At 40.7% G+C, this 12,971-nt stretch carries 12 protein-coding genes; 10 read left to right on the forward strand and 2 right to left on the reverse strand.

What is annotated here, in order from left to right:
* The first annotated feature begins 107 nt into the window (after nt 1–107).
* The 5 genes from LG375_RS08560 (at nt 108) to nusB (ending at nt 3,206) form a co-directional block, all read left to right on the forward strand.
* Nucleotides 108–1,169 carry a M24 family metallopeptidase gene (locus LG375_RS08560; RefSeq protein WP_225745626.1) on the forward strand — a complete coding sequence of 354 codons (1,062 nt, stop codon included), beginning with the start codon at nt 108–110 and terminating at the stop codon, nt 1,167–1,169.
* 18 nt (nt 1,170–1,187) lie between these two features.
* Nucleotides 1,188–1,643, forward strand: coding sequence for a deoxycytidylate deaminase (locus tag LG375_RS08565; protein WP_002884736.1), 456 nt, complete (start codon nt 1,188–1,190; stop codon nt 1,641–1,643).
* 115 nt (nt 1,644–1,758) lie between these two features.
* The gene (gene efp / locus LG375_RS08570; protein ID WP_002891830.1) at nt 1,759–2,319 is read left to right on the forward strand and encodes an elongation factor P; all 561 of its coding nucleotides are present in this window, start codon (nt 1,759–1,761) and stop codon (nt 2,317–2,319) included.
* 70 nt (nt 2,320–2,389) lie between these two features.
* Entirely contained in the window at nt 2,390–2,779 is a 390-nt protein-coding gene (locus tag LG375_RS08575; protein WP_002884704.1) for an Asp23/Gls24 family envelope stress response protein, read from the forward strand.
* Nucleotides 2,772–3,206, forward strand: a complete 435-nt coding sequence (gene nusB / locus LG375_RS08580) for a transcription antitermination factor NusB (RefSeq protein ID WP_002884506.1) — start codon at nt 2,772–2,774, stop codon at nt 3,204–3,206. The genes LG375_RS08575 and nusB overlap by 8 nt, the downstream gene beginning before the upstream one ends.
* Before the next feature lie 89 nt (nt 3,207–3,295).
* Here the strand turns inward: nusB and LG375_RS08585 are convergent, their stop codons facing one another.
* Both LG375_RS08585 and LG375_RS08590 read right to left on the reverse strand, forming a co-directional pair.
* Complete coding sequence (locus LG375_RS08585; RefSeq protein WP_008535584.1) at nt 3,296–4,261, reverse strand: LacI family DNA-binding transcriptional regulator; 966 nt, start codon at nt 4,259–4,261, stop codon at nt 3,296–3,298.
* Nucleotides 4,262–4,269: 8 nt separating this feature from the next.
* Entirely contained in the window at nt 4,270–5,712 is a 1,443-nt protein-coding gene (locus LG375_RS08590; protein WP_002891827.1) for a sucrose-6-phosphate hydrolase, read from the reverse strand.
* 188 nt (nt 5,713–5,900) lie between these two features.
* Here LG375_RS08590 and LG375_RS08595 point away from each other — a divergent pair, with 188 nt between their 5' ends.
* From LG375_RS08595 to secA, 5 genes are all read left to right on the forward strand, one after another.
* Nucleotides 5,901–7,802 (forward strand): sucrose-specific PTS transporter subunit IIBC, encoded by a 1,902-nt coding sequence (locus tag LG375_RS08595; protein ID WP_002884626.1) that lies wholly within the window; start codon nt 5,901–5,903, stop codon nt 7,800–7,802.
* Nucleotides 7,803–7,982: 180 nt separating this feature from the next.
* Nucleotides 7,983–8,876, forward strand: coding sequence for a fructokinase ScrK (gene scrK, locus LG375_RS08600; RefSeq protein ID WP_002891824.1), 894 nt, complete (start codon nt 7,983–7,985; stop codon nt 8,874–8,876).
* Between the two features lie 65 nt (nt 8,877–8,941).
* Nucleotides 8,942–9,889, forward strand: coding sequence for a mannose-6-phosphate isomerase, class I (gene manA / locus LG375_RS08605; protein WP_225745627.1), 948 nt, complete (start codon nt 8,942–8,944; stop codon nt 9,887–9,889).
* Nucleotides 9,890–9,891: 2 nt separating this feature from the next.
* Complete coding sequence (locus LG375_RS08610) at nt 9,892–10,236, forward strand: hypothetical protein (protein ID WP_225745628.1); 345 nt, start codon at nt 9,892–9,894, stop codon at nt 10,234–10,236.
* Nucleotides 10,237–10,418: 182 nt separating this feature from the next.
* Nucleotides 10,419–12,968, forward strand: a complete 2,550-nt coding sequence (secA, locus tag LG375_RS08615) for a preprotein translocase subunit SecA (RefSeq protein WP_225745629.1) — start codon at nt 10,419–10,421, stop codon at nt 12,966–12,968.
* Nucleotides 12,969–12,971 lie beyond the last annotated feature (3 nt).

Below are 12,971 nucleotides of genomic sequence, written 5' to 3' on the forward strand. Positions count from 1 at the left end.
GGCTTTTTCTTTATGACCTCAAAAAAACAATCTAAAATGTCAATTTAATCCTTTAAAATCTGAAAATTTGGTATAATTAACCTAAAATACCAAAGGAGTAATTCATAATGCAACGTAGACTTGAACGATTTGATGCCAAACTTGCCCAATCAGGCCTTGATGCCTTGTTGGTGACAGGACAAAACAATATTTATTATTTGACAGATTTCTGGGGGACAAATGCGACTGTCTTCATCACTAAGAATCGTCGCCTCTTCTTAACCGATTCACGTTATACCCTCATTGCCAAACAATCCGTGCATGGCTTTGATATTATCGAAAGTAAGGACCCACTTAAGGATATTGTTAAAATTATCGAGGCTGATAAACTGGAAACAATCGGATTTGATAATCAGGTATCATTTGCTTACTATCAAGGTCTTCAAGCGATTTTTGAAGGCTACACTTTATCACCACAAAGCAACTTCATGGAAGAGTTGCGTATGATCAAGGACGAAAAAGAATTGGCAACTATCCGTAAGGCTTGTTCTATCTCAGACCGTGCCTTTACAGATGTACTGGATTTTATTAAACCAGGTCAAACAACAGAACTACAAGTGGCAAACTTCCTAGATTTCCGTATGCGTGAGTACGGAGCTTCAGGGGTTTCCTTTGAATCTATCATTGCTTCAGGTTACCGTTCTGCTATGCCTCATGGGGTTGCTTCAGAAAAGGTTATCCAATCTGGTGAAACCTTAACGATGGACTTTGGTTGCTATTACAACCACTACGTTAGCGATATGACTCGTACTATCCATATTGGTGACACCACAGATGAGGAGCGTGAAATTTATGATATCGTTCTACGCTCTAACCAGGCCTTGATTGACGCAGCTAAGGCTGGTATGACACGTCGTGACTATGATAAGGTTGCGCGTGATGTTATTGTCGAAGCGGGGTACGGTGACTACTTTACACATGGTATTGGACATGGTATCGGTCTTGACATTCACGAGATTCCTTACTTTGGTAACTCTGATGAGACTATCGAAGCTGGTATGGTCTTGACGGACGAGCCAGGTGTTTATTTGGCTGGTAAATACGGTGTTCGTATCGAAGATGACATCATTATCACAGAAAATGGTTGTGAATTGATTACCCTTGCGCCTAAGGAATTGATTGTTCTCTAAGATTTGGAGGAATACTTTATGCCAAACCGTTTATCTTGGCAAGATTATTTTATGGCTAATGCAGAGCTGATTTCTAAGCGTTCTACGTGTGATCGTGCCTTTGTTGGAGCTGTTTTAGTCAAGGACAAGCGTATTATCGCTACAGGTTATAACGGCGGCGTTTCTGAGACTGATAACTGTAACGAAGTAGGCCACTATATGGAAGATGGTCATTGTATTCGTACGGTACACGCAGAGATGAATGCCCTTATCCAATGTGCCAAAGAGGGGATTTCTACCAAAAATACAGAGATTTATGTGACTCATTTTCCTTGTATCAACTGCACCAAAGCCCTCTTGCAAGCTGGTATTGTTAAGATTACATACAAAGCTAATTATAGGCCCCATCCCTTTGCGATTGAATTGATGGAACAAAAAGGCGTTTCTTATTTGCAACATGATGTTCCAGAGGTTCACTTAGGAATGGATGACTAGTTTGTTCTTTGAAAAAAGCCTGAGGATTGGGCTTGAATCTATAAAACATTTGAGCCATGCTATCATTTATGGTAGAATAAACTGATAATAATTTTTTACAAAGAGGTATTTAATAATGATTGAAGCAAGTAAACTCCGTGCGGGTATGACTTTCGTAACTAACGATGGCAAATTGATCAAAGTTCTTGAAGCTAGCCACCACAAACCTGGTAAAGGTAACACAATCATGCGTATGAAATTGCGTGATGTTCGTTCAGGTTCAACTTTTGATACTAGCTATCGTCCAGAAGAAAAATTTGAACAAGCAATCATCGAAACAGTACCAGCACAATACTTGTACCAAATGGATGATACTGCATACTTCATGAACACTGAAACATATGACCAATATGAAATCCCAGTAGCCAACGTTCAAGAAGAATTGAAATTTATCCTTGAAAACTCAGACGTAAAAATCCAATTCTACGGAACAGAAGTTATTGGTGTTCAAGTGCCAACAACTGTTGAATTGACTGTTACTGAAACACAACCATCAATCAAAGGTGCAACAGTTACAGGTTCAGGTAAACCTGCAACACTTGAAACTGGTCTTGTGGTTAACGTTCCAGACTTTATCGAAGCTGGTCAAAAATTGGTTATCAACACAGCTGAAGGTACTTACGTATCACGTGCCTAAGCCCAACTAAGTCTTTCAAACCACTGGTTTGAAGGCTTTATTTTCCAAACTAACGGAAAGGAAACATGCGATGACTACAGAAAATATCGGTGAAATTGTAATTGCCCCTCGCGTGCTCGAAGTGATTACAGGTATCGCTGCAACTAAAGTGGAAGGTGTTTACGCCCTTCAAAATAAAAATGTTACGGATAGTCTCAGCAAAACAAGCTTGGGACGTGGTGTTTACCTCCGAACAGAAGAAGATGGTACTGTAAATGCTGATATCTACGTCTCACTTCAGTATGGGGTTAACGTACCAGCGGTTTCAATTGAAATTCAAAAGGCTGTTAAAGCAGCTGTCTATGATATGGCAGAAGTGGCAATTTCAGAAGTCAATGTTCACGTTGAATCTATTGTTACTGAAAAGTCACAAAAACCAGACTTGGCTGAATTGTTTAACGAGGATTTTTTGAATGACTAATATCTTTAAAGATTCACGTCGTGACCTTCGTGAGCGTGCTTTTCAAACGCTTTTTGCCCTTGAATTTGGTGGAGAAGCTCTGGAACAAGCACATTTCGCTTACACTTATGACAAGCCAATTGACGAAGAAACTGAAGTTGATGTACCAGCCTTTCTTCTTAGCCTAGTAACAGGTGTCCGTGAAGAGTTGGCCCAACTTGATAGTCAAATTGAAGAAAAGTTGAAAGAGGGTTGGAGCCTCTCACGTTTGATTGTGACAGATCGTACTCTCCTTCGTTTGGGACTTTATGAAATCACGTCATTTGAAGAAACACCAGGACGTGTAGCTATTAACGAAATCATTGAAATCGCTAAAAAATATTCTGATGAAACATCTGCTAAGTTCATTAATGGTGTACTTAGTCAGTTTGTGACAGATGAAGCATAAGCAAAAGAAGTTGAACGTTGTTTCAACTTCTTTTTTTCTACAAATGTAACAAGAAAAAGTCGCAAGCGGAGATTTCTTGCGACTTTCATTTATATACTGCCACCAGCAATCAGACTCACTGGAAGTACATAATCACGATTAACTGTTTTGCCTTTAATTTTCTTGAGAAGAATTTCGACACAAAGCTTAGCAATTTCATCCAAAGGTTGTTGGATAGTTGCTAACTCTGGGTAGAAGTGACGGATAAAGGCGGTACCGTCATAACCGATGATTTTTAGGTCATCTGGGATAGAAAGTCCCAATTGTCTAGCTATCTTCATAACCAAGATAGCTGTTAAATCGTCCGAAACAAAGATGCCATCTGGTTTTTCACGAGAGATAATAGATTTGATTTCTAATTCTCGTCGCATGAGAGACAAATCGTTTGGAACAGGACAAATAATACCTTTCTTGTCCAATTCATAATTAAAACCTAGTTGACGAAGTCCTGTTGGAGAATCCGAATTATCATAGCCTGTAATCATGACAATGCGTTGACAGCCAGCCTTGACCATAGCTCTTGCGGCTAACTTGCCACCTTCAAAGTTGTCAGACGAAACAATAGGAATCTTTGGGGCGAGATTACGGTCGAAGGCAACGATGGGAGCTTCAACCTTCTCATAATCCTCAATACCAAGATTGTGACTAGACGAGATGATGCCGTCACATTGGTTGGCGGCAAGCATCTCCAAATAGTCTCTCTCCTTGTTAGGATCATGCTCACTATTACAAATAATGGTTTTATAGCCTTGCTTAAAGAGTTCATCCTCAAGACGTTCAATAAGTTCGGCATAAAATACATTGGAAATATTTGGGAAAATCAAGCCAACGAGTTTGGCCGACTTTCCTTGGAGGCCTCGAGCTAAATTATTTGGTTTATAGTTGAGTTCTTGCATAGCAGCGTGAACTTTGTCAATGGTCTTTTGTGAGAGGTAGCCCTTTTTGTTTATGACGCGAGAAACTGTGGTTGGGCTCACACCAGCCAGTTCGGCAACGTCAGTAAGCTTTGCGACCATAAATCACCTTAGTATTTCAAGTCGAAGTAGTGTCCAGAAACGTTTCCTGACGTTACTTTGATACCAGTTTGTTCTGCACTTGGGAAAACACGACTAGTGAAGACTTTCTCACCTTTGTTGAAGTAAATTTCAACGATTGAGTTATCTACAAAGATGTTTGCTGTTGCAGCTTGACCGGCATCAAGTGTACATTCACGACTTGTTCCAAAGTCAGTAGCATATTGTTCACCAGCTTTAGAACGGTCAAGGATAACTTTTCCGTTCTCAGTATCAACAGTAAGTGACAAGCCCTTTCTTTCTTGGTCTGCGAAGAGGACAAGTTCTGTTTGAGTGTTAGCTTCAAAGTTAAGTTCAAGCTCGTAAGTGTTAGTTGTTGCCGTTTTTTCAGAGAAATCTTCTTGACTAGCACGTAAGCTTGTAATAGCTTCTACTGGGTATTGGTAGAGTTTACCATCTTTGATAGATAATTCTTTAACCAAGCTCATAGCACCTTGATAGTCGTATTTGTCAGTTGGATAGTCCACGTCTGGGAGACCAATCCAGCTAACAATAAGGGCACGACCATCAGGAGTGTTAAATCCTTGAGTAGCATAAGCTTCGAACCCGTAGTCCAAGTTAATAATTGGTGTGCCATCAACAAGGGCAGGTTTCTCAGGGTCGAAATCTTGGAAAATCTTATAAGTATTAGGGTAAATATTGCCATAGTCAAGTTCAGCTTTATCAAGACCTTGTGGGCTATAAAGAAGAACAGGTTTGGTATCTACAAAGACAAGGTTAGGACACTCAATCATGTATTCTGAGCCAGTACCACCAAAGTCTAGGTCTCCAACTTCAACCCAGTTTTCGACATCATTATCAACAGCTTTGTAAAGTTTGATAAAACCTTGTTTATCGTGGTTTTGAGCACCTACGATAGCATAGAATTGTCCCTTGTAATCGAAGATTTGAGGGTCACGGAAGTGCCCAGTAGCGTCAGCAGGTTGTTTGATAAGAACCTTGTCGAATTTTTCGATTTTGCCGTCTTTATCCATCCAAGCGCCGATTTGACGTGGGTCACGAATCCAGTTTTCATCACGAACGTTCCCAGTATAGAAGATAAAGAGTTTATCACCGATTTGATAAGCAGAACCTGAGTAGGCACCGTGGCTATCATTTTCATGGTCTGGCAAGAGTTTGACACCAGTTTCTGTAAAGTGAACCAAATCTTCAGTTTCAGTATGCACCCATTGTTTCAAACCATGAGCAGCTCCAAATGGCCAACTTTGGTAGAAAAGTTGGAACTTACCATTAAAGTAAGAAAAACCGTTTGGATCATTAAGAAGCCCTGTTTCTGGTTCGATATGGTAACTTGCACGCCAAGGTGATTTAGCGACATTTTCTCTAATCTTTGTTTTTTCTTCGTCTGTCCAATCTGCGTATGGACGGTAACGAACTTCTGTTGGTAGATTCATATTTAGTAATCTCCTAATCTATTTGTTAATAATATAGTAAACGTTTTACCTATAAAAATCAACGATTTATAACAAAAAATAAAAAAATATGCTAAACGGTTGACATATGGCAGAAAGATGCTAAAATAGTTATCGTAAAGAAAAGCTAAACGCTTTCATACCAAATTTTATTAAGGAGAATTTTGCAAATGGATAACAAACAAATTGCAAAAGAAGTCATCGATGCCCTCGGTGGACGTGAAAACGTCAACAGTGTTGCTCACTGTGCGACTCGTCTACGTGTGATGGTCAAAGATGAAAACAAAATCAATAAAGAAAAGGCTGAGAACATTGAAAAAGTTCAAGGTGCTTTCTTTAACTCAGGTCAATACCAAATGATTTTTGGTACAGGTACTGTTAACAAGATTTACGACGAAGTCGTTGCTCAAGGTCTTCCAACAGCATCTAAAGACGAACAAAAAGCAGAAGCTGCTAAACAAGGTAACTGGTTCCAACGTGCTATCCGTTCATTCGGTGACGTTTTCGTTCCATTGCTTCCAGCAATCGTAGCGACTGGTCTTTTCATGGGTATCCGTGGAGCAATCAATAACGATACAGTTCTTGGTTTGTTCGGTACAACATCAAAAGCTTTTGCTGCTACTGATTTCTATACTTACACAGTTGTATTGACAGATACAGCCTTCGCCTTCTTCCCAGCCTTGATTTGTTGGTCAGCCTTTAACGTATTTGGTGGTTCACCACTTCTTGGTTTGGTTCTTGGTTTGATGATGGTTAACAACGCCCTTCCTAACGCTTGGGATGTTGCATCAGGTGCTGCTAAACCAATTTACTTCTTTGATTTTATTCCAGTAGTAGGTTACCAAAACTCAGTGCTTCCAGCCTTCTTCGTAGGTTTGCTTGGTGCTAAGTTCGAGCAATGGGTTCGTAAATGGGTTCCAGACGTTCTTGACCTTCTCTTGCGTCCACTTATCGTCTTCGCAGTAATGTCAGCTTTGGCCCTCTTTATCATTGGTCCTGTCTTCCATACTGTTGAAAGCTATGTTCTTGCTGCTACAGAATGGATTCTTAACTTGCCATTTGGTCTTGCTGGTCTTGTTCTTGGTGGAGTTCACCAAGTTATCGTCGTTACAGGGGTTCACCACGTCTTTAACTTGCTTGAAGCTAACCTCATTGCTAATACTGGTAAAGACCCACTTAACGCTATCATCACAGCTGCTATGACTGCCCAAGCTGGTGCGACACTTGCAGTGGGTGTTAAAACTAAAGATGCTAAATTGAAAGCACTTGCTTTCCCTGCAACTCTTTCAGCGGTACTTGGTATCACTGAACCAGCTATCTTCGGGGTTAACCTTCGTTTCGGTAAACCATTTATCATGGGTCTTATCGCTGGTGCTGCTGGTGGTTGGTTGGCCTCAATCCTTAACCTCGCTGGTACAGGATTTGGTGTAACAATCGTTCCTGGTACTCTTCTTTACCTTAACGGTCAAGTGCTTAAGTATGTGATCATGGTACTTGTAACACTTGCTCTTGGTTTTGCTCTTACTTGGATCTTCGGTTACAAAGAGGAAGAAGTTGAAGCTCAAAAAGAAGTTGTTGCTGAAGATATTGCATCTGCAGAATCAGCTCCAGTTGCATTGCAAGCCGAAACAATCGCTGCACCACTTAAAGGTGAAGTTGTAGCTTTGGAAAATGTTAATGACCCAGTCTTCTCATCAGGAGCTATGGGTAAAGGTGCCGCTATTAAACCTTCAGGAAACCAAGTAGTCGCACCATTTGATGGTGAAGTGCAAATCGCCTTCCCAACAGGTCACGCTTACGGTCTTAAATCTGATAAAGGTGCTGAAGTGCTTATCCACATCGGTATCGACACTGTCTCACTTGACGGTAAAGGATTTGATGCTAAAGTTCAAGCAAATCAACGTATTAAAAAAGGTGATGTCTTGGCTACCTTCGATAGCTCAGTAATCACTGAAGCAGGTCTTGACGATACAACTATGGTTATCGTTACAAACACTGCAGACTTCGAAGATGTTTCATCAGTAGCGACTGGTTCAGTTGCTGAAGGTGCAGACTTCATCGCAGTTAAATAATAAGCTAGAAAAGTCGAAGCCAATTCGGCTTTTTTAGTTAAATGGCTCATAAAGAAAAGTATGAAGCAGAGTAGTCTGTACCTCCTTAAACAAGGTCTTATTTAGATTGTCTTTTGCCTAGCTTTTATTTATAATAGTATAAATAGTTATTATTGATCATAAAAGGAGATAGCTTTACCTATGGCTAAACTTTACGGAAGCTTGGAAGCTGGTGGTACAAAATTTGTTTGTGCTGTTGGCGATGAGAAATTCCAAGTCGTTGAAAAAACTCAATTCCCAACAACTACACCTTACGAAACAATTGACCGTACTATTGAATTTTTCAAACGTTATGAAGATCAATTGGCTGGAATTGCAATTGGTTCATTTGGACCAATTGATGTTGATCCAAACTCTGAAACATATGGTTTTGTGACTTCAACACCAAAACCACATTGGTCAAATGTCGACCTTCTTGGTTTGATTGCTAAAGAGTTTAATATTCCTTTCTACTTTACGACTGATGTTAACTCATCTGCTTATGGTGAGACACTTGTTCGTAAAGGTGTTAAGAGTCTTGTTTACTACACTATCGGAACTGGTATTGGAGCCGGTGCTATTCAAAATGGTGAGTTCATTGGTGGTATGGGTCACACTGAAGCTGGTCACGTATATGTACCTCTTCACCCAAATGATGTTTCCAATGAATTTAACGGAACTTGTCCATTCCACCGCGGATGTTTGGAAGGTTTGGCTGCTGGTCCATCACTTGAAGCCCGTACAGGTATTCGTGGCGAATTGATTGAGCAAAATTCTGAGGTTTGGGATGTTCAAGCATACTACATTGCTCAAGCTGCTGTCCAGGCAACTGTGCTCTATCGTCCAGAAGTTATCGTCTTTGGGGGTGGTGTTATGGGACAAGAACACATGCTTCGTCGTGTCCGTGAAAAATTCACAGCTCTTTTGAATGGTTACCTTCCAGTGCCAGACGTGACTGAGTATATTGTGACACCTGCTGTTTCAGGTAATGGCTCTGCGACACTTGGTAACTTTGCACTTGCCAAAGATGTAGCTGACAAACACTCACGCAAATAAGCAAAATATGTAAAATCGCTTTAAGACATGATCTTAAGGCGTTTTGCTCTATACAGGAGGATGTAATGGAACCTTTATTTTTAGATTCGCCAATGCATGAAAAAATCTGGGGAGGTAATCGCCTTAAGACAGAGTTTGGTTACGATATTCCCAGTGAACACACTGGTGAATACTGGGCAATTTCTGCCCATCCTAATGGTGTATCCTATGTCAAAAACGGGAAGTATGCTGGTTTTCATCTGGCAGAACTTTACAAGGATAAACCAGAACTTTTTGGAAATCCCAAGACTAGTGTCTTTCCTTTGTTGACAAAGATTTTGGACGCTAATGACTGGCTCTCAGTACAAGTACACCCTGATGATGCTTATGGACTAGAGCATGAAGGTGAGCTAGGAAAGACAGAATGTTGGTATATTATTGATGCTGAAGAGGGTGCAGAAATTATTTATGGTCACAAGGCACAGACCAAGGAAGAGCTATCATCCTTAATTGAAGCAGGTGATTGGGACGGACTTTTGTCGAAAACTCCTGTTAAAAAAGGTGACTTTTTCTTTGTACCAAGTGGTACCATGCATGCTATTGGTCCAGGTATCCTGATCTTAGAGACTCAACAATCTAGCGATACCACTTACCGTGTCTATGATTTTGATCGTAGGGATGATCAGGGCAATAAACGTGAGCTTCATATTCAACAGTCTCTTGATGTCTTGAATCTAGGGGACCCAGAAAATAGCGTCCCAGCAACTGTTAAGACCTTACAATTAGAGTCGACTTGTTTGACATCAAACTCCTTCTTCACCGTATATAAATGGAAACTCAGTGGCTTGGTTGACTTCAAGCAATCAGCTCCTTATTTGCTTTGTTCGGTACTTTCTGGCAATGGGACTATGACTATCGATTCACGCATTTATTGTCTAAAAAAAGGTGATCACTTCATTCTTCCAAATGATGTGACAGATTGGGAAATTGATGGACAATTGGAGATGATTGTCAGTCACCCTAACGAGGCTTAAGTATGAGTAATGAAAAAGTTTTAGCTGCACTATTTGAGCGTATTGAGATCGGCAAATCCTATTATTTTGAGGGAGCTTACTATCGTCTAAAAGACTATGGAGATCACATTTATGGTTTACAACGGGCCATTCCTGGGATGTGCGGTGAAAAAACGGCATCCCCTAGCATCAAATTTTACTGGAAAAATGGTGTCTTGGACTATCAATTCTACGTTGATTTTGAAGCTAGTCCTATGATAATGAAGGCCTATAACGGCACCGACCATGCCTTCTTTGAGCAGGCTTTTGAAAATCTCTTGCATGATTTTGAGGATATCCTAGAGAGCCAAGAGAACTCTAAGAAGTAGTTTTAAAGCATTATTGTCGATATTTTCAGTGAATCTAATAAAAAAGTTTTCGTTTATTTGCAAATCCATTGTGAAAGCCCTTAAACTAGGGCTTTTTTCTTTGTCAATCCTTGAGTGATTTCTTGTTTAAAGGGGGCTTTTGTGGTAAAATATGGAGATAAAGACTGTCGAAAGGAAAAAAGATGGCAAATATATTACGCAAAATCATTGAAAATGATAAAGGCGAAATTAAGAAACTAGAAAAAACTGCCAAGAAAGTCGAGAGCTATGCTGATGCAATGGCGGCTCTTTCAGATGAAGAACTTCAGGCAAAAACAGAAGAATTTAAAAAACGATATCAAAACGGAGAAAGTCTAGACCAACTCTTGCCGGAGGCATTTGCAGTTGTTCGTGAAGGGGCAAAACGTGTCCTTGGACTTTTCCCATATCGTGTGCAAATCATGGGTGGTATCGTTCTTCACCATGGTGACGTCCCAGAGATGCGTACAGGGGAAGGGAAAACCCTAACTGCGACAATGCCTGTTTACCTAAATGCTATTTCAGGTGAAGGTGTGCACGTTATCACCGTTAACGAATACCTTTCAGAGCGTGATGCGACTGAGATGGGTGAGCTTTATAGTTGGCTTGGTTTGTCAGTAGGGATTAACCTTTCAGCCAAATCACCAGCTGAAAAACGTGAAGCTTATAACTGTGACATCACTTACTCAACCAACTCAGAGGTAGGTTTCGACTATCTTCGTGATAACATGGTTGTTCGTAAGGAAAACATGGTACAACGTCCATTGAACTATGCCTTGGTCGATGAGGTTGACTCAGTTCTTATCGACGAAGCTCGTACACCATTGATTGTATCAGGTCCTGTAAGTTCAGAAACTAATCAGTTATATCATCGTGCGGATGCCTTTGTTAAGACCTTGACAGAGGATGATTATGCCATTGATATTCCAACGAAAACGATTGGTTTGAATGACTCAGGTATTGACAAGGCTGAAGAATTCTTCAACTTGGACAACTTATACGATATTGACAATGTTGCCTTGACTCACTATATTGACAACGCCCTTCGTGCCAACTACATCATGTTGCATGATATTGACTATGTGGTCAGTCCTGAGCAAGAAATTCTTATCGTTGACCAATTTACAGGTCGTACCATGGAAGGACGTCGTTTCTCAGATGGGCTCCACCAAGCCATTGAGGCAAAAGAAGGTGTACCAGTTCAAGAAGAAACGAAGACATCTGCCTCAATCACTTACCAAAATATGTTCCGTATGTACAAGAAATTGTCAGGGATGACTGGTACTGGTAAAACTGAGGAAGATGAATTCCGTGAGATTTACAACATGCGAATCATTCCGATTCCAACTAACCGTCCAATTCAACGTATTGACCACGATGACCTTCTTTACCCAACCTTGGATGCTAAATTCCGTGCAGTGGTACAAGATGTTAAACGTCGTTATGAAAAAGGACAGCCAGTCCTTGTTGGTACGGTTGCCGTTGAAACATCTGACTTGATTTCTAAGATGTTGGTTGAAGCAGGTATTCCTCATGAAGTGCTTAATGCCAAGAACCACGAAAAAGAAGCGCATATTATAATGAATGCGGGTCAACGTGGTGCCGTTACGATTGCGACCAACATGGCCGGTCGTGGTACTGACATCAAACTTGGTGAAGGTGTTCTTGACCTTGGTGGACTCTGTGTCATTGGTACAGAGCGTCACGAAAGCCGTCGTATCGATAACCAGTTGCGTGGTCGTGCGGGACGTCAAGGGGACCCAGGGGAATCTCAATTCTACCTTTCACTTGAAGACGAATTGATGCGTCGTTTCGGTTCTGATCGTATCAAACAAGTCTTGGAACGTTTGAATGCTGATGATGAAGATATTGTTATCAAATCACGTATGTTGACACGCCAAGTGGAAGCGGCTCAAAAACGTGTCGAAGGAAATAACTACGATACTCGTAAACAAGTCCTTCAGTACGATGACGTTATGCGTGAACAACGTGAAATCATCTACGCTGAGCGTTATGATGTTATCACAGCGGAACGTGACCTTGAACCTGAGATTAAGGCTATGATTAAGCGTACGATTAATCGTACGGTAGATGGTCACAGCCGCAATGATCAAGAGGAAGCTCTTAAAGGTATTTTGAACTTTGCTCGTCAGGCTTTGGTTCCTGAGAATGCCATCTCACTTGAAGATTTACAAGAAGTGGGAGAGGTAACGAAACGTAGTGTTAATTATGACGCTATTAAAGTTTACTTGAATGAGTTAGCAGATGATGTTTATGATCGTCAAATCAAGAAATTGCGTTCAGAGGAAGCTATCCGTGAATTCCAAAAAGTCTTGATTTTGATGGTTGTTGATAACAAGTGGACGGACCACATCGATGCCCTAGATCAATTACGTAATGCCGTTGGTTTGCGTGGTTATGCACAAAACAACCCAATCGTTGAGTATCAATCTGAAGGGTTCAAGATGTTCCAAGATATGATTGGGGCAATTGAATATGATGTGACACGTACAATGATGAAAGCACAAATTCATGAGCAATCTCGTGAAAATGTGAATGAACGTGTTTCGACAACAGCAACAGGCAATATCCAGGCCCACCAAGCAGATGCTAATGGTCAAGAAATTGACTTTAGTAAGGTTGGTCGTAATGACTTCTGTCCATGTGGTTCTGGTAAGAAATTTAAAAATTGTCACGGTCGTAAACAATTTTAGGAA

The organism is Streptococcus sp. Marseille-Q3604 (assembly GCF_916619785.1).
Classification (GTDB): Bacteria; Bacillota; Bacilli; order Lactobacillales; family Streptococcaceae; genus Streptococcus.

Excerpts from the sequence above, each read along its gene's own strand:
- scrK (WP_002891824.1), top strand. The coding sequence starts at position 7,983 with ATGGCTAAACTTTACGGAAGCTTGGAAGCTGGTGGTACAAAATTTGTT.
- LG375_RS08595 (WP_002884626.1), top strand. The coding sequence starts at position 5,901 with ATGGATAACAAACAAATTGCAAAAGAAGTCATCGATGCCCTCGGTGGA.
- LG375_RS08585 (WP_008535584.1), bottom strand. The coding sequence starts at position 4,261 with ATGGTCGCAAAGCTTACTGACGTTGCCGAACTGGCTGGTGTGAGCCCA.
- efp (WP_002891830.1), top strand. The coding sequence starts at position 1,759 with ATGATTGAAGCAAGTAAACTCCGTGCGGGTATGACTTTCGTAACTAAC.
- LG375_RS08565 (WP_002884736.1), top strand. The coding sequence starts at position 1,188 with ATGCCAAACCGTTTATCTTGGCAAGATTATTTTATGGCTAATGCAGAG.
- LG375_RS08590 (WP_002891827.1), bottom strand. The coding sequence starts at position 5,712 with ATGAATCTACCAACAGAAGTTCGTTACCGTCCATACGCAGATTGGACA.
- LG375_RS08575 (WP_002884704.1), top strand. The coding sequence starts at position 2,390 with ATGACTACAGAAAATATCGGTGAAATTGTAATTGCCCCTCGCGTGCTC.
- secA (WP_225745629.1), top strand. The coding sequence starts at position 10,419 with ATGGCAAATATATTACGCAAAATCATTGAAAATGATAAAGGCGAAATT.
- LG375_RS08560 (WP_225745626.1), top strand. The coding sequence starts at position 108 with ATGCAACGTAGACTTGAACGATTTGATGCCAAACTTGCCCAATCAGGC.
- LG375_RS08610 (WP_225745628.1), top strand. The coding sequence starts at position 9,892 with ATGAGTAATGAAAAAGTTTTAGCTGCACTATTTGAGCGTATTGAGATC.
- nusB (WP_002884506.1), top strand. The coding sequence starts at position 2,772 with ATGACTAATATCTTTAAAGATTCACGTCGTGACCTTCGTGAGCGTGCT.
- manA (WP_225745627.1), top strand. The coding sequence starts at position 8,942 with ATGGAACCTTTATTTTTAGATTCGCCAATGCATGAAAAAATCTGGGGA.